Annotated in this window: 27 protein-coding genes and 1 other RNA gene; 22 read left to right on the top strand and 6 right to left on the bottom strand. The window is 65.4% G+C overall.

Features of this window, described 5'->3' with window-relative positions; all coding sequences use genetic code 11:
* Nucleotides 1-32 precede the first annotated feature (32 nt).
* The 3 genes from ssrA to IP69_RS16000 form a co-directional block, all read right to left on the bottom strand.
* Nucleotides 33-443, bottom strand: a transfer-messenger RNA (tmRNA) gene (ssrA, locus tag IP69_RS21530).
* A 39-nt stretch (nucleotides 444-482) separates the two neighbouring features.
* Nucleotides 483-779, bottom strand: coding sequence for a hypothetical protein (locus IP69_RS16005; RefSeq protein WP_156323498.1), 297 nt, complete (start codon nucleotides 777-779; stop codon nucleotides 483-485).
* A gap of 107 nt (nucleotides 780-886) precedes the next feature.
* Nucleotides 887-1204: a PepSY domain-containing protein gene (locus IP69_RS16000; RefSeq protein WP_054143837.1), complete on the bottom strand. Its 318-nt coding sequence runs from the start codon at nucleotides 1202-1204 to the stop codon at nucleotides 887-889.
* Between the two features lie 226 nt (nucleotides 1205-1430).
* Between IP69_RS16000 and IP69_RS15995 the strand changes: the two genes are divergently transcribed.
* From IP69_RS15995 to IP69_RS15960, 8 genes are all read left to right on the top strand, one after another.
* Complete coding sequence (locus IP69_RS15995) at nucleotides 1431-2240, top strand: thymidylate synthase (RefSeq protein WP_054143836.1); 810 nt, start codon at nucleotides 1431-1433, stop codon at nucleotides 2238-2240.
* Entirely contained in the window at nucleotides 2237-2719 is a 483-nt protein-coding gene (locus IP69_RS15990; RefSeq protein WP_054143835.1) for a GNAT family N-acetyltransferase, read from the top strand. Before IP69_RS15995 ends, IP69_RS15990 begins: the two co-directional genes overlap by 4 nt.
* Before the next feature lie 3 nt (nucleotides 2720-2722).
* Nucleotides 2723-3238, top strand: coding sequence for a dihydrofolate reductase (locus IP69_RS15985; RefSeq protein WP_054143834.1), 516 nt, complete (start codon nucleotides 2723-2725; stop codon nucleotides 3236-3238).
* A 152-nt stretch (nucleotides 3239-3390) separates the two neighbouring features.
* Nucleotides 3391-4569 carry an FtsH protease activity modulator HflK gene (hflK, locus tag IP69_RS15980; protein WP_054143833.1) on the top strand — a complete coding sequence of 393 codons (1179 nt, stop codon included), beginning with the start codon at nucleotides 3391-3393 and terminating at the stop codon, nucleotides 4567-4569.
* Nucleotides 4566-5528, top strand: a complete 963-nt coding sequence (locus IP69_RS15975) for a protease modulator HflC (RefSeq protein ID WP_054143832.1) — start codon at nucleotides 4566-4568, stop codon at nucleotides 5526-5528. Before hflK ends, IP69_RS15975 begins: the two co-directional genes overlap by 4 nt.
* Before the next feature lie 21 nt (nucleotides 5529-5549).
* On the top strand, nucleotides 5550-5735 hold the full coding sequence (locus IP69_RS15970) for a DUF2065 domain-containing protein (RefSeq protein ID WP_054143831.1): 186 nt from the start codon (nucleotides 5550-5552) through the stop codon (nucleotides 5733-5735).
* A 137-nt stretch (nucleotides 5736-5872) separates the two neighbouring features.
* Nucleotides 5873-7462, top strand: a complete 1590-nt coding sequence (locus IP69_RS15965; protein WP_054143830.1) for a Do family serine endopeptidase — start codon at nucleotides 5873-5875, stop codon at nucleotides 7460-7462.
* A gap of 150 nt (nucleotides 7463-7612) precedes the next feature.
* Nucleotides 7613-7954 (top strand): DHCW motif cupin fold protein, encoded by a 342-nt coding sequence (locus tag IP69_RS15960; RefSeq protein WP_054143829.1) that lies wholly within the window; start codon nucleotides 7613-7615, stop codon nucleotides 7952-7954.
* A 148-nt stretch (nucleotides 7955-8102) separates the two neighbouring features.
* Here IP69_RS15960 and serB read toward each other — a convergent pair whose 3' ends face one another.
* Entirely contained in the window at nucleotides 8103-8990 is an 888-nt protein-coding gene (gene serB / locus IP69_RS15955) for a phosphoserine phosphatase SerB (protein WP_054143886.1), read from the bottom strand.
* Between the two features lie 17 nt (nucleotides 8991-9007).
* Between serB and miaA the strand changes: the two genes are divergently transcribed.
* The gene (miaA, locus tag IP69_RS15950) at nucleotides 9008-9946 is read left to right on the top strand and encodes a tRNA (adenosine(37)-N6)-dimethylallyltransferase MiaA (RefSeq protein WP_156323497.1); all 939 of its coding nucleotides are present in this window, start codon (nucleotides 9008-9010) and stop codon (nucleotides 9944-9946) included.
* A gap of 3 nt (nucleotides 9947-9949) precedes the next feature.
* Here the strand turns inward: miaA and IP69_RS15945 are convergent, their stop codons facing one another.
* On the bottom strand, nucleotides 9950-11410 hold the full coding sequence (locus tag IP69_RS15945; RefSeq protein ID WP_054143828.1) for a sensor domain-containing diguanylate cyclase: 1461 nt from the start codon (nucleotides 11408-11410) through the stop codon (nucleotides 9950-9952).
* A gap of 324 nt (nucleotides 11411-11734) precedes the next feature.
* On the opposite strand from IP69_RS15945, the gene IP69_RS15940 reads away from it, so the two are divergent.
* The 12 genes from IP69_RS15940 (at nucleotide 11735) to IP69_RS15885 (ending at nucleotide 19914) form a co-directional block, all read left to right on the top strand.
* The gene (locus IP69_RS15940; protein WP_054143827.1) at nucleotides 11735-13501 is read left to right on the top strand and encodes an acetolactate synthase 3 large subunit; all 1767 of its coding nucleotides are present in this window, start codon (nucleotides 11735-11737) and stop codon (nucleotides 13499-13501) included.
* A gap of 161 nt (nucleotides 13502-13662) precedes the next feature.
* Entirely contained in the window at nucleotides 13663-14373 is a 711-nt protein-coding gene (locus tag IP69_RS15935) for an aspartate/glutamate racemase family protein (RefSeq protein ID WP_054143826.1), read from the top strand.
* 66 nt (nucleotides 14374-14439) lie between these two features.
* The gene (locus tag IP69_RS15930) at nucleotides 14440-14706 is read left to right on the top strand and encodes an AbrB/MazE/SpoVT family DNA-binding domain-containing protein (protein ID WP_054143825.1); all 267 of its coding nucleotides are present in this window, start codon (nucleotides 14440-14442) and stop codon (nucleotides 14704-14706) included.
* Nucleotides 14703-15095 (top strand): type II toxin-antitoxin system VapC family toxin, encoded by a 393-nt coding sequence (locus IP69_RS15925; protein WP_054143824.1) that lies wholly within the window; start codon nucleotides 14703-14705, stop codon nucleotides 15093-15095. Before IP69_RS15930 ends, IP69_RS15925 begins: the two co-directional genes overlap by 4 nt.
* A gap of 13 nt (nucleotides 15096-15108) precedes the next feature.
* On the top strand, nucleotides 15109-15822 hold the full coding sequence (locus IP69_RS15920) for a glutathione S-transferase family protein (protein ID WP_054143823.1): 714 nt from the start codon (nucleotides 15109-15111) through the stop codon (nucleotides 15820-15822).
* The gene (gene ilvN, locus IP69_RS15915) at nucleotides 15819-16358 is read left to right on the top strand and encodes an acetolactate synthase small subunit (RefSeq protein WP_054143822.1); all 540 of its coding nucleotides are present in this window, start codon (nucleotides 15819-15821) and stop codon (nucleotides 16356-16358) included. The genes IP69_RS15920 and ilvN overlap by 4 nt, the downstream gene beginning before the upstream one ends.
* Nucleotides 16359-16411: 53 nt before the next feature.
* Entirely contained in the window at nucleotides 16412-16732 is a 321-nt protein-coding gene (locus tag IP69_RS15910) for an AbrB/MazE/SpoVT family DNA-binding domain-containing protein (protein WP_082359390.1), read from the top strand.
* Between the two features lie 339 nt (nucleotides 16733-17071).
* Nucleotides 17072-17293, top strand: coding sequence for a hypothetical protein (locus tag IP69_RS15905; protein WP_054143820.1), 222 nt, complete (start codon nucleotides 17072-17074; stop codon nucleotides 17291-17293).
* 133 nt (nucleotides 17294-17426) lie between these two features.
* Nucleotides 17427-18077, top strand: a complete 651-nt coding sequence (locus tag IP69_RS15900) for a TetR/AcrR family transcriptional regulator C-terminal domain-containing protein (protein ID WP_054143819.1) — start codon at nucleotides 17427-17429, stop codon at nucleotides 18075-18077.
* Between the two features lie 45 nt (nucleotides 18078-18122).
* On the top strand, nucleotides 18123-19142 hold the full coding sequence (gene ilvC, locus IP69_RS15895) for a ketol-acid reductoisomerase (RefSeq protein WP_054143818.1): 1020 nt from the start codon (nucleotides 18123-18125) through the stop codon (nucleotides 19140-19142).
* 339 nt (nucleotides 19143-19481) lie between these two features.
* A complete protein-coding gene (locus IP69_RS15890) occupies nucleotides 19482-19664 on the top strand; it encodes a hypothetical protein (RefSeq protein ID WP_054143817.1) in 183 nt (60 codons plus the stop codon).
* Between the two features lie 25 nt (nucleotides 19665-19689).
* Complete coding sequence (locus IP69_RS15885) at nucleotides 19690-19914, top strand: hypothetical protein (protein ID WP_054143816.1); 225 nt, start codon at nucleotides 19690-19692, stop codon at nucleotides 19912-19914.
* A gap of 161 nt (nucleotides 19915-20075) precedes the next feature.
* Here the strand turns inward: IP69_RS15885 and IP69_RS15880 are convergent, their stop codons facing one another.
* Nucleotides 20076-20618: a DedA family protein gene (locus IP69_RS15880; protein ID WP_054143815.1), complete on the bottom strand. Its 543-nt coding sequence runs from the start codon at nucleotides 20616-20618 to the stop codon at nucleotides 20076-20078.
* 222 nt (nucleotides 20619-20840) lie between these two features.
* Between IP69_RS15880 and IP69_RS15875 the strand changes: the two genes are divergently transcribed.
* Nucleotides 20841-21737, top strand: a complete 897-nt coding sequence (locus IP69_RS15875) for an ABC transporter ATP-binding protein (RefSeq protein ID WP_082359384.1) — start codon at nucleotides 20841-20843, stop codon at nucleotides 21735-21737.
* The last annotated feature ends 64 nt before the right edge of the window (nucleotides 21738-21801 follow it).

The following is a 21801-nucleotide window of genomic DNA, read 5'->3' as shown; positions in this document are numbered from 1 at the left end:
CGCCGCAATAGCCGGGCAGGCCATCAGAAAAAAGTGGAGGCTTCTGTTGCCAGGCGCCTCCGAGCCCCGCCTTACGTCGCTAAACGGAAGGACTTAGGTTTGGGAACCAGCACCGCTTACGCGGCGACAGCGACCCGAGCATTGTTGTCATTGGCAACTATGCGTTAGCCCTATAACGGCGGAACCATACCGGGCAAAAGAACGGCCTTTACACTCTCGTCGATCCTATTTCGCCCCCGCCGCAACCCTGCCTGAGTGGCCGGGCCAGCCCGCGGTCCAAAGATCCCGCAAGCCGCCCCATGGCTTGCGCCGCAGGGCTGTGGTGGAGGCGCCGGGTACCGCCCCCGGGTCCGAAAAGCTTATTCCGACGCTCGTTTATCGCCATAGCCGATCTTGCGAACGGCAAAGTCAATATAGGGGCACGAGCGCTCCGGGGAAAGAGCGGAAGGGCACCTCGCCGGCTTATTTCCGGTGAGGTGCCCTCAGTTCAGAATGCGGCCGTCATAAGCATGGATATCGAGCAGCTTTTCGTGGCCGGCGCGGTCGCGGCCGGCGATCTCCCAGCGGTCACCCGCCAGGACGATCTCCTCAATGTGGTCAAAGCCGAAACGCCAGGCGATGCGTCGTGCAGCTTGTTCCGAGACGTGCAGCGCCTGGGCGGGGTTTTGCTTGATATGAAGGGTTGGCTTCAGCGGCATCGAAACGCCGGCCGCAGCTGTTAAGGGCACCATCGAGCCGAACACGGCCCAAAGAGTTACCGCCAAAGCGAAGTTCCGCATCGATTCCTCCCGCCGCTGCACTGCGGCAAGGAGGCATTCCGATTGTGGCAGCCATGACGGCGGCCGTTGCGCCGCCGCGTCACATCCTGTCGCGATCGCGTGATCGATCAGGGTCGCGCACGCGCCGCAGCGGGCCGATCCCGCTCCATCTTGATGATCATGCCGTCCGTGGCGCGCAGGTCGATCTCGATCTCGGCGCCGGCGGCATCGCGGCCCTCGATCTCCCATTTGCCATCATCGAGTTCGATCTCCTCGATCCGAACCACGCCGTTGTCGTTTGCGATACGCCGTGCGTCGTCCATCGAAATGGCCGTTTGCCCCGGCCTGATCGGTGCGGGCGATGGCGCCTGGGCGTTGACGACAGTCGCAGGCAGGGCGAGCAGCGCCGACAACAGCAGTGCGCGGGTGGTGGTTTGAAGGTTCATGAACAAATCTCCCCATCTCTTGAGGCTTGGGTGGGCTCGTTGGGACAACGGTGCGGCTTCGTATCGGTTCCGGCTGCTGACATCGGCGGGCAGCGGTCAAGCGTAGGAACGGCTTAAGAAACAGCGCCCAAGACGGAGCCAAGAAATCGGGGGAAGGCGGGCCACTGGGCGCGCCATCAACGCGCTTTTGCCGTTATGGTGGCGCCGTTTCGACCGGGATTTTTTCATGCGCCAGTATCACGACCTGCTTCGACGCGTCCTGGACGAGGGCATCCGCAAGGACGACCGCACCGGCACGGGCACTATCGCGGTGTTCGGCCACCAGATGCGTTTCGATCTGAGCGAGGGCTTCCCGCTCGTCACGACCAAGAAGCTGCATCTGAAATCGATCATCCACGAGCTGATCTGGTTCCTGCGCGGCGACACCAATGTGCGCTACCTGCAGGAGAACGGCGTCACGATCTGGGACGAATGGGCCGATGCGAATGGCGATCTCGGCCCGGTCTATGGCCGGCAGTGGCGCTCCTGGCCTTCGCCCGACGGCTCCACGATCGACCAGATCGCCTGGCTGGTGAACGAGATCCAGCGCAATCCGGATTCGCGCCGGCTGATCGTCTCGGCCTGGAACCCGGCCGATATCCCGAAGATGGCGCTGGCGCCGTGTCACTGTCTGTTTCAGTTCTTCGTGCAGCCCTCGGCGGAGGGGCCGGGCAAACTCTCCTGCCAGCTCTATCAGCGCTCGGCCGACGTCTTCCTCGGCGTGCCCTTCAACATCGCGAGCTACGCACTGCTGACGCATATGGTGGCGCAGGTGACGGGGCTGACTGTGGGCGACTTCGTCCATTCCTTCGGCGACACGCATCTCTACGTGAACCATCTCGACCAGGCGAAGCTGCAACTGAGCCGGGAGTTCAGGCCGCTGCCGAAGTTGACGCTCAATCCGGCTGTCACGCGACTGGAGGACTTCAACTTCGCCGATGTGACGATCGAGGGCTACGATCCGCACCCGGCGATCAAGGCGCCGATCGCGGTATGACCCTCACGATCCGCCCCGCCCGGCCCGACGAGGCCGGCCTTGTCCTTGATTTCATCAAGGCGCTCGCCGCGTACGAAAAGCTCGCCGATCACGTCGTCGCGACGCAGGCCGAGATCGCCGCGGCGATCTTCGGGCCGAACCCACGCGCCTTCTGCGACATCGCCGAATGGGAGGGCGAGCCCGCGGGTTTCGCCGTCTGGTTCTACACCTACTCCACCTTCAGCGGCCGGCACGGCATCTGGCTGGAGGATCTGTTCGTGCATCCGCAGTATCGTGGGCGCGGCATCGGCAAGGCGCTGATCGCGGCGCTGGCCAAGCGCTGTGTCGCGGAGGGGCTGCCGCGCCTGGCTTGGTGGGTTTTGAACTGGAACGAGCCGTCGCGCGTGTTCTACCGCTCGCTGGGCGCTCAGGCGCAGGACGAGTGGACCGTCAAGCGGCTCGACGGCGAGGCGCTGGCAAAGCTGGCGGGCGAGGCCTGAGCGATGGCGGCTCTTCCCATCGTCCTCATTGCGGCCATCGCCGACAATGGCGTCATCGGCGACGACAACCGGCTGATCTGGCGGCTGAAAACTGATCTGCGCCGCTTCCGGAGCCTGACGCTCTCACGCCCCGTCGTGATGGGCCGCAAGACGTTTCTTTCGATCGGCAAGCCCTTGCCAGGTCGCGAGACGGTGGTCTTGACACGCGATCCCGATTTCCGGCCCGAGGGCGTTCATGTCGCGCATTCGCTGGCGGAGGCGCTGAGGCTCGCGCAGACGCTGGGGGCCGGCATGGAGGCCGACAGTGTCACGGTGGCGGGTGGTGCGGATGTCTATCGCCAGGCCCTGCCGCTCGCGCAGCGGCTCGAACTGACCCTGGTCCACGCGATGCCGGAGGGCGATGCGATCTTCCCGGATTGGGACCGCTCGGCCTTCGTCCCGGGGAGGAGCGAGCACCATGGCGCGGACGCCGACAACGAGCATCCCTTCACCTTCGCGACGTTTCGCCGCCGCGCCTGACCGCCTTTCCGTTGACGATGAATGCCTTGCGTCGTTGACGAATCCATGGCCCATGCCCAATTCAGCCAGGCACGCCCAGCAAGGGGCGCTGACAAATGACCGCCATTCGCTTAATGCACGGCAGGTCGGCAGAGGAAGGGAACGGCGCGAGTATGCCTTGGAGCAACCAGAGCGGCGGTGGCAATAACGGGGGCGGACCCTGGGGCCAGCGCGGGGGAAGCGGCGGCGGCGGTGGTGGCGGCGGCCCCTGGGGCGGCGGCTCCGGCGGTGGCGGCGGCGGCAATAGCGGCCCGCCCGATCTTGAGGACATCCTGCGTCGGGGTCAGGACAGGCTGAAAAACCTGCTCCCCGGAGGCAATCTCGGCGGGCGTGGGTTGATCTTCGGCCTGCTTGGACTGGTTGTGATCTGGCTTCTGACAGGCTGGTACATTGTCCGACCCAACGAGGTCGGCCTGAACCTGCGCTTCGGCCAGTTCATCGGCAAGACCGGCGAAGGCCTGAACTATAACTGGCCTTATCCGATCGGCAGCGTGATCAAGCCGCAGGTGACCAACGTTATCACTACCGAGGTCGGTTTCCGGACCGTCGAATCTGTGCGCGCCTCGCGCCAGTCCGACGTGATCGAGGAAAGCCTGATGCTCACCGGCGACGAGAACATCGTCGACATCGACGTGATCGTGCAGTGGCAGATCGACCCGGCCGCGCCCGAGAACTACGTCTTCAACATCCAGGATCCGCCGGGCACGGTGAAAGCCGTCGCCGAGAGCGCGATGCGCGAGATCATCGGCCGGCGCAACATCCAGCCCGTGCTGACGACCGACCGCGCCGCGATCGAGACCGAGGTGCGCCAGCTCATGCAGGAGACGCTCAACGGTTATAATGCCGGAGTGCAGATCCGCCTCGTGCAGCTGCAGAAGGTCGATCCGCCGCAGCAGGTCATCGATGCGTTCCGCGACGTTCAGGCGGCGCGTGCCGACCAGGAGCGCCTGCGCAACGAGGCCGAAACCTATGCCAACCGGGTCGTGCCGGAATCGCGCGGTCGCGCGGCCCAGTTGATCCAGTCGGCGGAAGCCTTCAGGGAGCAGACCGTCGCCGAGGCGCTCGGCCAGGCCAGCCGCTTCAACGCGGTCTATGAGCAGTACAAGCTCGCGCCTGCCGTCACCCGCGAACGCCTCTTCCTCGAGACCATGGAGCGTGTCCTGGGCGGCGCCGACAAGATCATCCTCGATAGCGCGGCCGGCGGCCAGGGGGTCGTGCCCTATCTTCCGCTCGACCAGCTGCAGCAGAGGCGCCCCGTTCCGGGCGCTCCCCAGACGGGAGCCGTCCGATGAACAGTGGCATCATCCGCATCGGCCTGCTCGTCGTTCTCGGCGTCGTGGCCATCGTCTTCTACGCCATGACCTTCGTGGTGCAGCAGACGCAATCGGCCCTCGTGCTGCGCTTTGGCGCCGTGCGCAGCGTCGTCACCGAGCCGGGCCTCTACTTCAAGCTGCCGGCCCCGTTCGAACAGGTCACCCTGCTCGACAACCGCATCCTCGATCTCGATCTGCCGGCGCAGGAAATCATCGCCTCGGACCAGAAGCGTCTCGTCGTGGATGCGTTCACGCGCTACCGGATCTCCGATCCGCTGCGCTTCTACCAGGCGGTCAACAACATCCCGCGCGCCAATTCGCAGCTCGCATCGATCGTCAACGGCACGGTCCGTTCGGTGCTGGCGGAAGCGAGCTTCATCTCCATGGTCCGCAACGACCGGGCCCGGCTGATGAACCGGATTCGCGACGAGGTGAATCGCGAGGCTGCCCGCTTCGGCATGACCGTCGTCGATGTCCGCTTGCGGCGCGTCGATCTGCCGGCCGCCAACTCGGCGGCGGTGTTCCAGCGCATGCAGACGGAACGTCAGCGCGAGGCGGCTGAAGCACGCGCGCTCGGTGCCCAGCAGGCCCAGGAGATCAGGGCCCGCGCCGACAGGGACTCGACCGTGATCGTCGCCGAGGCGCAGCGTCGCTCCGACGAGGTGCGCGGTCAGGGTGAAGGCGAGCGTAACCGCGTCTTCGCTGAGGCCTTCGGTCAGGATCAGGAGTTCTTCGCGTTCTACCGCTCGATGCAGGCCTATGAGGCCAGCATCAAGCCGGGCGACACGCGGATGGTCCTGTCGCCCGACTCGCCGTTCTTCCGCTTCTTCAACGGCCCCAACGCGCCGCGGCGCGAGGGTGGCCCGGCGACGCCGGCGGCCGCTCCGGCAGCCGCACCCGCTTCGCCTGCCGTGCCGGCTGCGCCGGCGCAGCCCTGACATTACCAATAGGCGTCGCGAATGCTTGATTTCATCGCGGCGCTGGGCCTTGTTTTCGCGATTGAAGGTATCCTGTTCGCAGCGGTGCCCAACTTCGCCAAGGAGGCGCTGCGCAGTGCCGCCGAAACGCCGCCGGAGAGGATGAGGCTGATTGGCCTCGCCTCTGCGGCGGTCGGCGTGGTTCTGGTCTGGCTCGTTCGGGGCTGACAGCCGACACGGGCCACGCGATCGTGTTCGCGTGCCGATGCAGGGCGGTCGACCTTCCGCCGCAATTCATGGTTCAACTGAGGCTTGGGTTCTTCGCAGCGCGCGGCTCGCCCGAAATCTGATTCACGAGGACACTGATGGCAACCAACCCCACCCTTGCTCCCGCCTTTGCGACGTTTGCCTCCCGGGCCCCGACCGTCACGGCGCGCCGCGCAGGGCGGGGTTTCCTGGTGGCTGGCGTTGCAGGGTTGTCCCTGCTCGCGTCTCCCCTGACGGCCCCGGCCCAGACGGCGTCCGCGCCCATTATTCAGGGTCAGATGTCGCTGGCCGATCTCGCCGAGCGCGTCATGCCGGCCGTGGTCAATATCGCGGCGGTGACGACCAGCGACACGCGCGGCCGCACCCTGCCGCAAATTCCGCAGCTCGGACCGGACACGCCGTTCGGCGATCTGTTCGAGGAGTTCTTCAACCGTCGCGGCCAGGGCCAGCAGGGCCAGGGCGGGCGACCAGGGCAGCAGGGGGAAAATCAGGGTCCCCAGCAGCGCCGCTCGCAGTCGGCGGGTTCTGGCTTCGTGATCGACGCATCTGGAATCGTCGTGACGAACAGTCATGTCATCGGCGATGCGAACGACATCACCGTGATCTTCAACAACGGATTGCGTCTCAAGGCCGAGGTGGTTGGCAAGGACGCCAAGGTCGATCTCGCCGTTCTGCGGGTGAAGCACGACAAGCCTCTCCCAGCGGTCAAGCTCGGTGATTCCGACAAGATGCGCATCGGCGATCCTGTGATGGCGATCGGCAATCCGTTCGGGCTTGGCGGGTCGGTGTCTTCTGGCATCGTCTCGGCGCGCAACCGCGACATCCAGCAGGGCCCCTACGACACCTATATCCAGACCGATGCCGCCATCAACAAGGGCAATTCGGGCGGGCCGCTGTTCAACATGGCGGGCGAGGTGATCGGCATCAACACCGCCATCCTGTCGCCCACGGGTGGGTCGGTCGGCATCGGCTTTGCCGTGCCGTCTTCGCTCGCCAGCAACATCATCGATCAGCTCAAGGAATTCGGCGAGACCCGTCGCGGCTGGCTCGGCGTGCGCATCCAGAGCGTCGACGACGCGACCGCCGAGGCGCTCGGTCTGGGCACGGCGCGCGGCGCGTTGGTGGCCGGCGTCGACGAGAAGGGCCCCGGCAAGCCCGCCGGCCTCGATGTGGGTGACGTCATCACCAAGTTCGACGGCAAGGACGTGAAGGATTCCCGCGACCTGCCGCGCATCGTCGCAGCCACGCCGGTTGGCAAGGACGTGCCGGTCACGATCATGCGCAAGGGCAAGGAAGAGGTGAAGACGGTCAAGCTCGGCCGTCTGGAGGATGGCGAGAAGGTGCAGCCGGCCTCGGCGCGTACCCCGGCTGAACCGGCCAAGCCCGCCGTCACCGCCGCGCTCGGCCTCGAATTCTCGCCCCAGACCGAAGAGCTCCGCAAGCGCCATTCGATCAAGGACGGCGTCAAGGGTGTGGTGATCACCCGGGTCGACCCCAATTCGAACGCCGCCGACAAGCGCATCCAGGTCGGCGAACTCGTGGTCGAGATTGGCCAGGAGGCGGTGAATTCGCCCGAGGACGTCACCCGGCGCATCGACGCGCTGAAGAAGGAGGGCAAGAAGTCGGCCCTGCTTCTGGTGGCCAACGCCCAGGGCGAGGTCCGCTTCGTCGCCATCTCGATGAACTGATCTCGACTTTGCGCGAACGATCTGAAGGGCGGTCCCACGGGGCCGCCCTTTTTCGTGATCGGCCGTCGGTTGGTCGGACCGCAAATGTCTGCATTGTCCTACGCCGTGCGAAGATGGCAGGGTCGGCAGACCGACCGACGGAGATCTGCGATGAAGCTGAGCGACATTCCCTTCGTGACGACCGACTGGTCGACGATCCCTGCCGAGCGGCATGCCGGCGATGTCGGCGAGGCGTTCTGGCGCACGCAATATTTCGGACCGGAGGAGAACCGCGTCCGGGTGCGCATGGTCGAGTATACGCCGGGCTATGTCGCCGACCATTGGTGCTCCAAGGGCCATATCATCCTGTGTCTCGAGGGCGAGATGGAGACGAGGCTGGAGGATGGCCGCGTCATGCCGCTCAAGGCGGGCATGAGCTATCAGGTGGCGGACGGTGCCGAGGCGCATCGCTCCAGCACCATGACGGGCGCGAAGCTGTTCATCGTGGATTGAGGGGCTCGCTGCCAGGCGTCATCCTGGGCGGCCGAAGACCGTCCGGGATCCATCGTAGAGCGCGGTCGAGCCTTATGACGGATTCCGGCCTGCGCGGCTTTGCCGCTGGTCCAGGATGACGGCGCGCCTTTTCACCCAGGGTTGGGAATTAATCCCGGACGATCTCTTCACCCGTATACCCCTGCGCATAGAGCAGGGCGGTGAGATCGGCATGGTCGAGCCGCGCGTGAGCCGCCGCGGCGACCGCCGGCTTGGCGCGGAAGGCGACGCCGAGCCCGGCCTCGCCGAGCATGGCGAGATCATTGGCCCCGTCGCCGACGGCGAGGGTCTGTTCGGGGCGTAGACCGAAACGGGCCCGCAACTCGCACAGCGCATCGAGCTTCGCTTGCTTGCCGAGGATCGGCTCCGCGACCTCGCCGCGCAGAATGCCGTCATCGGCGAGAAGGATGTTCGAGCGGTGCTCTTCGAAACCGATCGTCGCGGAGATCGGGCCGGTGAAGACGGTAAAGCCGCCCGAGACCAGGGCGGTATGGGCGCCCTGGCCGCGCATCGTCATGACAAGTTCGCGGCCGCCGGGCGTCAGGGTGATGCGCTGCCCGATGATCTCGTCGACCACGGAGAGGGAGACTCCCTTCAGCAGCGCGACGCGCTCGCGAAGCGCCGGCTCGAAGGCGATCTCGCCGCGCATGGCGCGTTCGGTGATGCCGGAGACCTTGTCCTTGAGCCCGACATAAGCCGCGAGCTCGTCGATGCATTCCTGACCGATCAAGGTCGAATCCATGTCGGCGAGGAACAGCGCCTTGCGCCGGGTCGCGGCCGGCTGGACGATGATGTCGATCGCAGCCCCCGCCAGCGCCTCGCGCAAAGCCGCTTCGAGCTTGCCTGCGTCGCCCGCTTCCGCGAAGAGGTCGGCAGCGATTTCGCCGTCGAGGCGCCGGCAGTGCGAGATGCCGGGCAGGCCCGTTTCGAGACGCTTGAGCAAACCGTTATCGAGCAGGGCCTGACCATGGGCGGAAACCAGTGTCGCGACGAGCATGGAAGGGGCCGGGTCTGGTGACGAGGGGACAAGCGGACGGGGTCAGGGCGGTGCTCATCGCAGGTCCGACCGCGAGCGGCAAGTCCGCACTGGCGATCGACATCGCCCGACACTGGGGCGGCGCTGTCGTCAACGCCGATTCGATGCAGGTCTATGCCGATTTGCGGATCCTCACGGCCCGGCCGAGCCCCCAAGAGGAGACGATGGCAACCCATCGTCTCTATGGCCATGTCGACGGCGCCATCAATTATTCGGCGATGCGCTATGCGGCCGATGTCGCGAGCACGCTCGAATCGCTGAGCCAGGCGGGCGTGCTGCCGGTGATCGTCGGCGGCACGGGCCTCTATTTCAAGGCGCTGACCGAAGGCTTCTCGGCGATCCCGCCCGTGCCGGATGCCGTGCGCAGCGCCTTTCGCGCGCGCGTTGCGGATATCGAGACAGACCAGCTCCATGCCGAGCTCAGCCGTCGCGATCCCGGTATGGCGGAGCGGCTGAAACCGGCCGACCGGATGCGGATCATGCGCGCGCTCGAGGTGCAAGAGGCGACGGGGCGCTCGATCGCCAGCTTCCAGGGCGAGCGCCATCCGGGGCCGCTCGACGGTCTGCCGCTGCTGAAGCTCTTCGTCGATCCGGTGCGTGAAGAGGTCCGCCGGCGCATCGACGCGCGCTTCGAGGCGATGATCGCGCAGGGCGCGCTGGAGGAGGTCGCGGCCTTGCGCGAGCGCCGTCTCGACCCGCTGCTGCCGGTGATGCGCGCCCATGGCGTGCCGGGGCTGATCGCCCATCTCGACGGGGCGCTGCGGCTGGAGGAGGCGATCGCGCGGGGGCAGTCGGATACGCGCGCTTATGCCAAGCGGCAGGTCACCTGGTTCCGGCACCAGATGGCGGGGTGGCAGGCGGTGGCGCCTGAAGCCGCGCGCGAGGTTGCCTGGCGCGCACTGGCTGAGCGGCGATAGGTTTCAGGCGGCGACCGAGAGATCGGGATCGGCGATGCGGATGCAGCCGCGGCCTTCGTTCTTGGCGCGATACAGGGCCCTGTCGGCCCGCTCCACCAGCCCCGAAAAGGTCAGCGGGTGGTCGCAGGTGGCGATCCCGAGGCTGGCCGAGACCTGCAGCGACAGCGTCTCGGAGACCGGCAGGCGGCGTCCGGCCAGGAGGTTCTGAATACGCAAGGCGATCCGCATGGCGCAGTCGAGATTGGCTCCCGGCAGCAGGATGGCGAACTCCTCGCCGCCGAAGCGGCCGACAAGATCGCGCTCGCTGCGCACGACGCCGAGCAGCAGATCGGCGAAGGCGCGGATGACGGCGTCGCCGGCCGGATGCCCATAGCTGTCATTGACCGCCTTGAAGTGGTCGAGATCGACCATGATCAGCGCGATCGCCGAGCCATTGTCACGCGCTGCCCCAATCTCCGCATTGGCCTTTTCGGTGAAGGAGCGGCGGTTGAGCAGGGCCGTCAGCGGATCGGTTTCGGCAAGGCGGCGCAGCTCCTGCTCGCGCTCCTCGCGCTGCCCGATCTCCTGGGAGAGGGCGCGGCGGGTCGCGCGTTCGCGGCCGATCTCGAGGGCCAGCGTCGCGGCCCGGCTCTGAAGCGCCTGATTGGCGAGAATCAGGTCGGAGATGTCGGTGATCGTCAGGACGAGACCGTCTCCGAGCAGGGCTACCGATATCTGAAGCCAGATTGTCTGGCCGTTTGCAGCGAAAGCGGTCTCGATCATGTCGGGACGGCGCAGTTCAATGGCGTAGAGGCAGCGTCGCCAGACCGCGGCATCGGCCAGGAACGGCAGGCTGACCTGAGCGTCGGTATCGACGAGGTCCTCCCCCTCGCGTCCCGCGATCGTCGCCGCGCGGCGGTTTGCGGTGATGATGACCGTGCGCTCGATGGTGCCTTCATCGTCGCGCACGACGCGCAGGGCGACAATGCCGGCCGGAGAGGTGTCGAGGACGGTCGTCAGCAGCTCCTCGCGGAACTGCAGGGGCCGGCTGAAGACGATCAGAAGGCGGCTGCCATCGCGAGCCGTCGCCGGCATGATCAGCCGTTCCCAGAGGCTGACCCGGACGGTCTTCAGCGCGCGATGGACGGTGTATCTGGGCATGCCGTCGGCAAGGGCGTGGTCGCAGCAGGCAATGGTGAAACGGGCAACCTGTGGCGTCATCGTCGAGACGCGCTCGCCGATACGGCTGCCGCCCACCAGCCGGATGATCTCGCGCCCGTAATGGAGATGAACATAATCGCCATCTTCGGTCGGGGCGAGCACCATCAGGTCGGCCCCGAATTCAGGCATCACCTCGTCGCGAAAGGCCTCATAGGAGACGCCGAATTCGCCCTGGGCGGACAGCCTGAAGCGGCGCAACAGCTCCGCCACCTCGGGTGCATGCGCCCTAACCGCGATGTTCTCGGTGTGAACTTCTTGATACATGGCGATCCTGGAGCACGGATGCGGCAGGTTAGACAGGGCTGGTTGACAAAGTGTTCCGCTGGGGAACCCAGTGATCTTCAGCAGGCTCGGCGGCGGCCGTCGCCGGCTTAATGCTTGACCGGCGCGCGTGCGTCGATTAGCGTTCCGCAATATCTGCAAAGGGTCGAGGCGCAATGCGCAAGCCTATTATCGTACGGGTGCGCTGGTAGGGACCGGTTCTTGATTGAACCGCGTCGTCCCGACGCCAGCGCATGTTCAGGCCCCTTCGAGGGCCTTTTTTATTGCCCAGCATCTCCCACAGACAAAAACAAGCCGCAGGAGACTATGATGAGCGAGATGATGACCGGCGCCGAGATGGTCGTCCGCGCGCTGCAGGATCAGGGTGTCGAACATCTGTTCGGCTATCCCGGTGGCGCGGTGCTGCCGATCTATGACGCGCTGTTCCAGCAGGACAAGGTCAAGCATGTCCTCGTGCGCCACGAGCAAGGCGCGGTCCATGCCGCCGAGGGCTACGCCCGCTCAACCGCCGGCAAGGTCGGCTGCGTGCTCGTCACCTCCGGCCCCGGCGCGACCAATGCGGTGACGGGCTTGACCGATGCGCTGCTGGATTCGATCCCGCTCGTCGTCATCACCGGCCAGGTCCCGACGCATCTGATCGGCTCGGATGCCTTTCAGGAATGCGACACGGTCGGCATCACGCGCTCCTGCACCAAGCACAATTATCTCGTGAAGAGCATCGCGGATCTGCCGCGCATCCTGCACGAGGCCTTCTTCGTCGCCGCCAATGGCCGCCCCGGCCCGGTCGTCATCGACATCCCCAAGGACATCCAGTTCGCGACGGGGCTCTACAGCCGCCCGCGCGACAACCAGCACAAGACCTATCGCCCTACCGTCAAGGGCGACCTGAACAAGATCAAGGCGGCCGTCGAACTGATGGCGCGGGCGAAGAAGCCGGTGTTCTACACCGGCGGCGGCGTCATCAATGCCGGCCCGCATGCCTCGGCGCTGCTGCGCGAGCTCGCGCGGCTGACCGGCTTCCCGGTGACCTCGACGCTGATGGGGCTCGGCGCCTATCCGGCTGCCGACAAGCAGTGGCTCGGCATGCTGGGCATGCACGGCACCTATGAGGCCAACCTCGCGATGCATGACTGCGACGTCATGATCAATATCGGCGCGCGCTTCGACGACCGCATCACGGGGCGGCTCGACGGCTTCTCGCCGCGTTCGAAGAAGATCCACATCGACATCGACCCATCCTCGATCAACAAGACGGTCAAGGTCGATATCGGGATCATCGGCGACTGTGCCCATGTGCTGGAAGACATGGTCCGCATCTGGCGCGAGACCTCGCCGCAGATCGACAAGACCGCGCTGACGGCGTGGTGGACGCAGATCGACGGCTGGCGGGCGCGCAAGAGCCTCGCCTACAAGCAGTCGGGCTCGGTCATCAAGCCGCAATACGCCATCGAGCGGCTCTATGAACTGACCAGGAACCGCGACACCTACATCACCACCGAGGTTGGTCAGCACCAGATGTGGGCGGCGCAGTATTACCGCTTCGAGGAGCCCAACCGCTGGATGACGTCGGGCGGTCTCGGCACGATGGGCTACGGTCTGCCGGCGGCCATTGGCGTGCAGATGAAGCATCCCAAGGCGCTCGTCATCGACATCGCGGGCGAAGCCTCGATCCTGATGAACATGCAGGAGATGTCGACGGCGGTGCAGTACCGCCTGCCGGTCAAGATCTTCATCCTCAACAACGAGTACATGGGCATGGTGCGCCAGTGGCAGGAGCTGCTGCATGGCGGGCGCTATTCGGAGAGCTACTCGCAATCGCTGCCCGATTTCGTGAAGCTGGCCGAAGCCTATGGCGGACACGGCATCCGCTGCGACGATCCCGCTTCGCTGGACGATGCGATCATGGAGATGATCGAGACGCCCAAGCCCGTGATCTTCGACTGCCTCGTCGCCAAGCAGGAGAACTGCTTCCCGATGATCCCCTCGGGCAAGGCCCATAACGAGATGATCCTGCCCGATTTCGAGGGCGACACCGGCGAGATCATCGACGCCAAGGGCAAGCAGCTGGTCTGAGGAGGCGTCGTCCAGATGTCTCAGCCCTCATCCTGAGAGCGCCGCAGGCGCGTCTCGAAGGATGCGCGAGGAGGCTCGGGAGACTGATGGACCATCCTTCGAGACACGGGCTTGCGCCCGCTCCTCAGGATGAGGGCTGAGAGAGGAGCGGGGGACACGACATGACGACCATCGGCCTGATCGGCGGGATGAGCTGGGAATCGACTGCAGTCTATTACCGCCTGCTCAATGAGGGCGTGCGGGCGCGGCAGGGCGGGCTTCATTCTGCCGACATCCTGCTGCATTCGCTGGATTTCTCAGCCATCGCGGAGATGCAGGCGCGGGGCGACTGGGAAGCCGCCGGCGATATCCTGGCCGATAGCGCGCTGCGTCTGGAGCGGGCCGGGGCGGGGTGCATCGTGCTGTGCACCAACACCATGCACAAGCTCGCCGACAGGATCACCGGCGCAACCCGCGTGCCCTTCCTGCATCTCGCCGATGTCACCGCCCAGGCGATCAAACGCAGTGCGTCGCGGCGGCCGCTGCTGCTGGCGACGCGCTTCACGATGGAGCAGCGCTTCTATCTTGGCAGGCTCGCCGCTTTCGGCATCGAGGCGGTCGTGCCCGGCGAGGCGGAGCGCGGCGACGTCCATCGCATCATCTATGAAGAGCTCTGCCGCGGCCGGATCGAGCCTGCCTCCAAGGCACGCTATCTGGAGATCATCGGCGCGGCCTTGGCCGGGCAGGGCGCCGACGGCGTCATCCTCGGCTGCACCGAGATCGGCCTGCTGATCGGGCCGGGCGATGTCGACCTGCCGGTGTTCGACACGACGGCGCTGCACGTCGAGGCGGCGCTCGACTTTGCGCTGGCGGCCGAGAGCCGGGCGGCGTGAACGACGCCATCGCGCGGAACCCATCGTCATGTTATCTTACCTTTCGTCTTACTTGTGAGGTGCGCAATGGCCACCACCCGGCTCTCCACCAAAGGCCAGATCATTCTGCCCAAGAGTGTTCGGGATGCCGGCCGCTGGGCTCCGGGCACGGAGTTCGAGGTCGTGGCCCGCGATGGCGGGGTATTCCTGCGGCCGAAGCCGGCGGAGAAGCGCTACACGATCGACGATCTGATCGGATGCCTCCCCTATGAGGGGCCGCCCAAGTCGCTCGAGGACATGCAAAAGGGTATCGATGATGCGATGCGCGAGCGGTGGGAGCGCAAGAAGGGATGATCGCGCTCGATACCAATATCGTCGTGCGATTGATCACCGAGGATGACCCTCGGCAGGTGGCGCGCGCGCGCGCTTTGATCCTGGCGCGCGGCGGGCTGGTGCAGACCACGGTCGTCATGGAGACAGAATGGGTGCTTCGGTCCGTCTACGGATTTTCGCGCGCGCAGATCGTCGCTGCCTTCTCGCTTCTGGGTGCGACGGATCAGCTATCCGTGGAGGCCCCCGAACGATTTGCCATGTCGCTCGAAGCCTATCGGGGCGGGATGGATTTCGCCGATGCGGTTCATCTTGCCGCCTGCGACGACGTTGCCGGCTTCGGCACATTCGATGCGGCACTGGTCGCTGGTGCCGCGCGGGCTTTTCCGATGACCAACGTCATCATTCCATGAGAGCCAGCGCCCCATGAAACTCGTCATCGCCAACAAGAACTATTCCTCCTGGTCGCTGCGGCCCTGGCTGCTGCTGACGGAATTCGGGATCCCTTTCGAGGAAGTGCTGGTGCCCTTCGGGCAGACCTTCGACGATCCGGAATGGAAGCGCTCGATCTCGGCGTTCACGCCGGCCGGCAAGGTGCCGGCGCTGGTCGATGGCGAGATCAGGGTCTGGGAATCGCTTGCGATCATGGACCATGTCGCCGATACGCGCCCCGACCTCGCGATCTGGCCGCGCGAGCCGGCCGCCCGGGCGATGGCCCGCTCGATCGCCGCCGAGATGCATGCCGGCTTTCAGGCCTTGCGCGGCGCCTGTCCGATGAATCTCGCCTGGGTGCATCCACCGCGTGATCGCGGCGCGAAGGTTGCCGTCGATGTGGCGCGGATCAGCGCGATCTGGCGCGAGGCTCGCGAGCGCTTCGGCGGGGAGGGTCCCTTCCTGTTCGGCGCCTTCACGGCAGCCGATGCGATGTTTGCGCCGGTGACAGCGCGCTTCACGGGCTATTCCGTCGCGCTCGACCCCGTCAGTGCCGCCTATTGCGACGCCGTGCAGGCGACGCAAGGGTTCCGATCCTGGCGACTCGGTGCGCTTGCTGAACCCTGGATCATTGCCGAGGACGAGGCAGACGAGCCCGTCCTGACCGATTTCCGTCCCTCCCTCAGTCGCAGCCGAGCGTCCTCATGAACACGTCATCGCATTATCCCAACGCGCCCGTCGCCCAGCCCGTCGCGCGCCATACGCTGGCGGTGATCGTCGACAACGAGCCAGGCGTGCTGGCGCGGATTGCCGGGCTGTTCTCGGGCCGTGGCTACAATATCGAGAGCCTGACCGTGTCGGAGACCGAGCACGACGCGCATATCTCGCGGATCACGGTCGTGACCTCGGGAACGGCCCACATCATTGACCAGATCAAGGCGCATCTCGACCGGCTGGTGCCGGTGCATCGCGTCGTCGATCTGACGCTGCAGGGCGAGGCGCTGGAGCGCGAACTCGCGCTGGTCAAGGTCGTCGGCAAGGGCGACCACCGCGTCGAGGCGATGCGGCTGGCCGCCGCCTTCGGCGCGCGCACGCTCGACGCCTCCCTGACCTCCTTCGTCTTCGAACTGACCGGTTCGACCGAGGAGATCGAACGCTTCATCAAGCTGATGACGGCGGTAGGACTGACCGAGGTGTCGCGCACCGGCATCGCCGCGATGAGCCGAGGCCCCGAGGCGATGTGATTTTGCGGATATCCGGGCCGGATGCTATGGATATCCGGCAGAGGAGGCGCGCCATGAAGGTCCAGGTCGCGAAATGGGGCAACAGCACGGCGGTGCGATTGCCGAAGGCGGTGGTGAAGCAGCTTGGACTCATCAGCGGCACGACGCTCGATGTCAGCGTCGACGGCGAAGAGGTCAGACTTAAGCGCGTCACATCGGACAAGGCGGGCCATGACGTCCTCCCGACGCCTGAACCGTATCCGGTGACCGCTGAATGGCTTCTGGCAGAGGCCGAAAGGCTTGGCGGATTGGCCAATGCACCCGTAGACGACTGGGATTGGGGTCCCGACAGAGGGTCGGAGATCATTTATGACGACTACAACCCCCGCCGCTGACTGCCGGACCGGGGACGTTTACTGGGTCGATCTCGATCCGGTCATCGGTTCCGAGCAAGGCGGGAGACGTCCTGCTCTGATCATCTCCAATGAGACATTGCATGGGATATCGGGGCGGATCCTGGTCTGTCCCATCACTTCGAATCCCGGAAACTGGCCCACTAAAATCGTCATTCCAGCCGGCTCCATCGTTTCGGGAGCGCTGTTGACGGATCAAGTCCGAATGGTGGATCGCGAACGGCTCCGGCGTCGGATCGGGTCTCTCTCCGACGAACTTGTCTCACGCGTCGCACACAGGCTTGCAGCCTATGTGGGAATCCGGTTGGAACCCATTTTAAAATGACACCGCCAAGCCTGGAATACATCGCTCTCGGGCTTGGCATCCTCGGCCTCGGCTGCTTTGCCTGGCCGATCATGCAGCGGCTGAACGGCAAGGCGCCGGCCGAGGCGCCCGGCAGCGGCTCGAGCCTGCGCTCGCCTTTATGGTGGGCCGGCTTTATCCTCACGGTTGCCGCGATCTTCCTGCAGCGGATCGCGAGCCAGCAGACGGCGGGCCTGTAGAAAGTTCACTCGGGCCAGTGGGGACCCAGCGGCCCGCTTTTAGCGAGGAAAGCCTCTTGCGATGGCGTGCAGGTCGCGCTAGAGAGCCGAACCGTAACGTACGGTACGGCATATTCTCCTGGCCTGGACCCTCATGGCGGCGACACAGACCATCGCGGACACGGACGAGCCGACGGCGCGCCAGCGGGCGGTGCTGGACGCTGTCCTGTCGCTGATGGTGGAGGAAGGCGACCAGCTCACCATGACGGCCGTGGCGCGCCGGGCGAGTTGCTCGAAGGAAACGCTGTACAAATGGTTCGGTGATCGCGAAGGGCTGCTCGCCGCGACCGTGCGCTGGCAGGCGGCGCGGGTGCGGGCCGGGCGCTATGACCGCCCGACGCTCGACATTGCGACGCTGCGCGACAGCCTCAAGGGTTTCGCCGCCACATGGCTCGCGGTGATCTCCAGCCCGACCTCGATCGCGCTCAACCGCCTGGCGATCGGCCATGCGGCGTCGCGCAAGAGCAATCTCGGCGGCATTGTGCTGGAGAACGGGCGCTTCGCCATCGGCGAACGGCTGCGGCCAGTGCTGGAGGCAGGGCGCGATGCGGGATTGCTCGCTTTCGAGGATTCCGAGACGGCGTTTCGCAGCTTCTTCGGCCTGGTCGGGCGCGATGTGCAGATCCGGCTCCTGCTCGGCGACAGCCTCACGCTGGGCCAGGACGAAATCGCGCGCGATGCCGCCCGGGCGACAGACCAGTTCCTCACCCTCTACGGGCGGAAGCCCTCCGCACCGCAGGCCTGAAGAAACCACCCGTTCCCAAAACCAACCCAAGGAAGGACCAATCCCATGCGCGTCTATTATGATCGTGATGCCGACATCAACCTGATCAAGGGCAAGAAGGTCTGCATCGTCGGCTACGGCTCCCAGGGCCATGCCCATGCGCTCAATCTGCGCGATTCTGGCGTCAAGGACGTCGTCATCGCGCTCAAGGCCGGCTCGCCGACGCGCAAGAAGGCCGAAGAGGCCGGCTTTGCCGTGATGACCCCGACCGAGGCCGCCAAGGTCTCCGACATCATGATGATGCTGACCCCCGACGAGCTGCAGGGCGACATCTATCGCGACGAGCTGCACGGCAACATGAAGGAGGGCGCTGCCCTTCTGTTTGCCCACGGCCTCAACGTCCATTTCAACCTGATCGAGCCGCGTAAGGATCTCGACGTGCTGATGGTTGCCCCCAAGGGCCCCGGCCATACCGTGCGCTCGGAATATCAGCGCGGCGGCGGCGTGCCGACCCTGATCGCGATCCATCAGGATGCCACCGGCAACGCCCATGACCTCGGCCTGTCCTATGCCAGCGCCAATGGCGGTGGCCGCGCCGGCATCATCGAGACCACCTTCAAGGAAGAGTGCGAGACCGATCTGTTCGGCGAGCAGGTCGTGCTCTGCGGCGGCCTCGTCGAGCTGATCAAGGCCGGCTACGAGACGCTGACCGAGGCCGGCTACGCCCCCGAGATGGCCTATTTCGAGTGTCTGCACGAGGTGAAGCTGATCGTCGACCTGATCTATGAGGGCGGCATCGCCAACATGAACTACTCGATCTCCAACACGGCCGAATATGGCGAGTATGTCACCGGCCCGCGTATCATCACGTCCGAGACCAAGGCCGAGATGAAGCGCGTGCTGACCGACATCCAGTCGGGCAAGTTTACCCGCGACTGGATGCTTGAAAACAAGGTCAACCAGACCTCGTTCAAGGCGACGCGCGCCCGCTATGCCGCCCATCCGATCGAGGAAGTCGGCGCGAAGCTGCGCGACATGATGCCCTGGATCAAGGCCAAGGCCCTGGTCGACAAGACGAAGAACTGACGACGGTCAGTGGTTCATGGAAGGCCCGGCCGGTGCCGGGCCTTCGCCATCAGGTGAAAGCGCTCGTCGCCATGTCGAAACGTCGCAGTGAAACCGGCGATGATGCGGCGGACTTCGGAACCTGGTGCCAGCTCCAGCTTTCGCCGCCTTAACCCCTCGCGGAATCCGGGTCGCATCATTGCAATACCCTGAACACAAACGATCTTGCAGAAGTCTGGAGGGCGGGCGCAGCGATGCTCCCGCCCTCGTTCGTTCCGCTGCCGGCCGCCTGTTAACGAATCAGGAACCGATGCGGCTACCGCGCGTTTGACCGGCACAGAACCTGTTGGGAGATGCGGTATGGCGCGCGATGATGAGGCCTTCGAACGGCGCATGCGGGATGACGCCATGCGAGCAAAGCAAAGCCGCAGCAAAGCTGCCGAGCACGACCCGATCGAGGAGTCGTGGTTTCTCAGTGCTCTGTTGGGTGGGTTGGCGGTGGCGCTGCTGTTCAACACCTTTCTAGGTTTAATTCCCGGCTAACGGCCCCCGGGTCAGGAGAGCGATCATGGTTGACGATGCGAAGCTGCGCGCTGAGACGCAGACCGAGAGCACCGTGCAGGGCACTGCGGCGCCCGCGATGCGGGCCGACGATCACAGCAATGCCAGCCCGGCGGTGGAAACTCCGGTCGAGGGCCGCCAGGGCTTTCTTGGGGCTCCCGTTCTGATGGTGCTTGTCGGTGGCCTTGTCCTGGCGATCATTGCCTGGTTCGTCGTCGAGGCCATTGCCTAGGGCTGCCGGCTCGGCCGCGGCAGATGCTTGATGGCACAGGAGGGGTTGCGATGACGGTGTCCAAACTGACAAATCCGACAACCATGTCCGGGTTGGCCATGGCGGTATCGCTGATGTTGCTGCTCGCCGTGGTTCTGGGGCTGGCGTAAGTCGGCGCGGGCCTAGCGCGGAAGCCAACCGCCCTGCTTCACCATTTCGGCCAGGGTGCCGCCGCCATAGATCAGCGCAAAGCCCCAGGCCATCGAGGCCAGCCAGTTGGCGATCTGGAACGGCCAGAACGGCATCCTAACAATGCCGGCGACGATGGCCACGACGGCGCGCAGGGGCCCGAAGAAGTGGCCGATGAGAATGCTGGCAACACCCCACTTCTCGAAGAAGGCATGGCCCCGTACCAGCATCTGCGGGTTCTTGTTGAACGGCCAGTAATCGTCGATGCGCGGGCCGAGCACCAGACCGGCCCAGTACGAGACCCAGAAGCCAAAACCCGCTCCAGCGGCTGCCGCGATCGCGAGCGGGACCAAATTGAGCCCTGATACGCCGGCCACCGCACCAAACGCGGTAAAGAAAACGGTGGCTGGAACGAGCCAGGACAGGATCGCGACGCACTCGCAAAACGCGATCAGGAAAACGATCGGGACCGCCCATTCCTGATTGGCCTGCATGAATGCGACCAGCGCCTGCATCCAGAGTTCGAGTTGGGCCATGGTCGTTCGGGTCGCTCGCGTTGCAGGCTGGCGGCTTATCGCTGCCTTGCCGGGCCAATGCAACCGCGCGCTGCCTTCAGGCTTAAAGCGACGACCCCTCCTCTGCCTGCGGACAGAGGGTTTGCCTTGCGCCCATGATCGCCTAGTCTGGCGACAGCGATGCCAATCAAGCTTCGGCCAGCGCCGCCAAGAGCGCCGGATGCCGACGGGGAAACGGGTTTCATGGAGTTGCAGCACAGCCCGCATGGCCATGCGGGGCCAGCGGATTTGTCGCTTGAGGCGGCGGTCACCGGTTCACAGACCGCCGTCGCCCTCACGGGACTCGACATCACCTTTCATATCGATGGCGGCCAGCGCTACCAGGCAGTGACGGGGATCGACCTCGCGGTATCCGCCGGCGAGTTCGTCTCGGTGGTCGGGCCGACCGGCTGCGGCAAGTCGACCTTGCTGAACGCCGCGGCGGGGCTGCTGGTGCCTTCCGCCGGCACGGTGTCGATCTTCGACAAGCCGCTATCGGGCCTCAACCGCCGCGCCGGCTACCTCTTCCAGGCCGATGCGCTGATGCCGTGGAAGACCGCGCTCGACAACGTCAAGGTCGCGCTCGAACCCATGGGCGTCTCCGATGCGGAGGCCGACAAGCGGGCGCGGGACTGGCTGGCTCGCGTCGGCTTGCGCGCCTTCGTCGACCGCTATCCGCATATGCTCTCGGGCGGGCAGCGCAAGCGCGTGGCGCTGGCGCAGGTGCTGATCCGCGACCCCGAGATCCTGCTGATGGACGAGCCCTTCGGGCCGCTCGATGCGCAGACGCGGCAAATCATGGGCAATCTCCTGCTCGATCTCTGGTCGAAGGACAAAAAGGCGCTGATCTTCGTCACCCATGATCTGGAGGAGGCGATCGCCCTGTCCGACCGCGTCGTGGTGATGTCGGCGGGGCCTGCGGCGGGCATCGTCGCCGATTACCGGGTCAGCCTGCCGCGCCCGCGCGACATCGCCGAGATCAGGCTGGAGAAGGCCTTCCACGAGATCCACCGCGATATCTGGGCCTCGCTGCGCGTCGAGGTGCAGAAGGCCTATGCGATGGGCGATGGGCGCGAACTGGTCGAGGGAGCGACGCCATGAAGCGCCGTGCAAGATTCCCTTCCCCCCGCTTGCGGTGGGGAAGGGTTAGGGATGGGGGGGCGCA

The organism is Allobosea sp. AAP35 (assembly GCF_001295925.1).
Taxonomy (GTDB): domain Bacteria; phylum Pseudomonadota; class Alphaproteobacteria; order Rhizobiales; family Beijerinckiaceae; genus Allobosea.
The sequence above is the reverse complement of the archived record's forward strand: the minus strand, read 5'-3'. Positions and strand labels throughout refer to the sequence as shown.

Bases quoted from the DNA above. Each gene is read 5' to 3' on its own strand.
- IP69_RS16005 (WP_156323498.1), bottom strand. From the start codon at position 779: ATGCGGAACTTCGCTTTGGCGGTAACTCTTTGGGCCGTGTTCGGCTCG.
- IP69_RS16000 (WP_054143837.1), bottom strand. From the start codon at position 1,204: ATGAACCTTCAAACCACCACCCGCGCACTGCTGTTGTCGGCGCTGCTC.
- IP69_RS15995 (WP_054143836.1), top strand. From the start codon at position 1,431: ATGCGCCAGTATCACGACCTGCTTCGACGCGTCCTGGACGAGGGCATC.
- IP69_RS15990 (WP_054143835.1), top strand. From the start codon at position 2,237: ATGACCCTCACGATCCGCCCCGCCCGGCCCGACGAGGCCGGCCTTGTC.
- IP69_RS15985 (WP_054143834.1), top strand. From the start codon at position 2,723: ATGGCGGCTCTTCCCATCGTCCTCATTGCGGCCATCGCCGACAATGGC.
- hflK (WP_054143833.1), top strand. From the start codon at position 3,391: ATGCCTTGGAGCAACCAGAGCGGCGGTGGCAATAACGGGGGCGGACCC.
- IP69_RS15975 (WP_054143832.1), top strand. From the start codon at position 4,566: ATGAACAGTGGCATCATCCGCATCGGCCTGCTCGTCGTTCTCGGCGTC.
- IP69_RS15970 (WP_054143831.1), top strand. From the start codon at position 5,550: ATGCTTGATTTCATCGCGGCGCTGGGCCTTGTTTTCGCGATTGAAGGT.
- IP69_RS15965 (WP_054143830.1), top strand. From the start codon at position 5,873: ATGGCAACCAACCCCACCCTTGCTCCCGCCTTTGCGACGTTTGCCTCC.
- IP69_RS15960 (WP_054143829.1), top strand. From the start codon at position 7,613: ATGAAGCTGAGCGACATTCCCTTCGTGACGACCGACTGGTCGACGATC.
- serB (WP_054143886.1), bottom strand. From the start codon at position 8,990: ATGCTCGTCGCGACACTGGTTTCCGCCCATGGTCAGGCCCTGCTCGAT.
- IP69_RS15945 (WP_054143828.1), bottom strand. From the start codon at position 11,410: ATGTATCAAGAAGTTCACACCGAGAACATCGCGGTTAGGGCGCATGCA.
- IP69_RS15940 (WP_054143827.1), top strand. From the start codon at position 11,735: ATGATGAGCGAGATGATGACCGGCGCCGAGATGGTCGTCCGCGCGCTG.
- IP69_RS15935 (WP_054143826.1), top strand. From the start codon at position 13,663: ATGACGACCATCGGCCTGATCGGCGGGATGAGCTGGGAATCGACTGCA.
- IP69_RS15930 (WP_054143825.1), top strand. From the start codon at position 14,440: ATGGCCACCACCCGGCTCTCCACCAAAGGCCAGATCATTCTGCCCAAG.
- IP69_RS15925 (WP_054143824.1), top strand. From the start codon at position 14,703: ATGATCGCGCTCGATACCAATATCGTCGTGCGATTGATCACCGAGGAT.
- IP69_RS15920 (WP_054143823.1), top strand. From the start codon at position 15,109: ATGAAACTCGTCATCGCCAACAAGAACTATTCCTCCTGGTCGCTGCGG.
- ilvN (WP_054143822.1), top strand. From the start codon at position 15,819: ATGAACACGTCATCGCATTATCCCAACGCGCCCGTCGCCCAGCCCGTC.
- IP69_RS15910 (WP_082359390.1), top strand. From the start codon at position 16,412: ATGAAGGTCCAGGTCGCGAAATGGGGCAACAGCACGGCGGTGCGATTG.
- IP69_RS15905 (WP_054143820.1), top strand. From the start codon at position 17,072: ATGACACCGCCAAGCCTGGAATACATCGCTCTCGGGCTTGGCATCCTC.
- IP69_RS15900 (WP_054143819.1), top strand. From the start codon at position 17,427: ATGGCGGCGACACAGACCATCGCGGACACGGACGAGCCGACGGCGCGC.
- ilvC (WP_054143818.1), top strand. From the start codon at position 18,123: ATGCGCGTCTATTATGATCGTGATGCCGACATCAACCTGATCAAGGGC.
- IP69_RS15890 (WP_054143817.1), top strand. From the start codon at position 19,482: ATGGCGCGCGATGATGAGGCCTTCGAACGGCGCATGCGGGATGACGCC.
- IP69_RS15885 (WP_054143816.1), top strand. From the start codon at position 19,690: ATGGTTGACGATGCGAAGCTGCGCGCTGAGACGCAGACCGAGAGCACC.
- IP69_RS15880 (WP_054143815.1), bottom strand. From the start codon at position 20,618: ATGGCCCAACTCGAACTCTGGATGCAGGCGCTGGTCGCATTCATGCAG.
- IP69_RS15875 (WP_082359384.1), top strand. From the start codon at position 20,841: ATGGAGTTGCAGCACAGCCCGCATGGCCATGCGGGGCCAGCGGATTTG.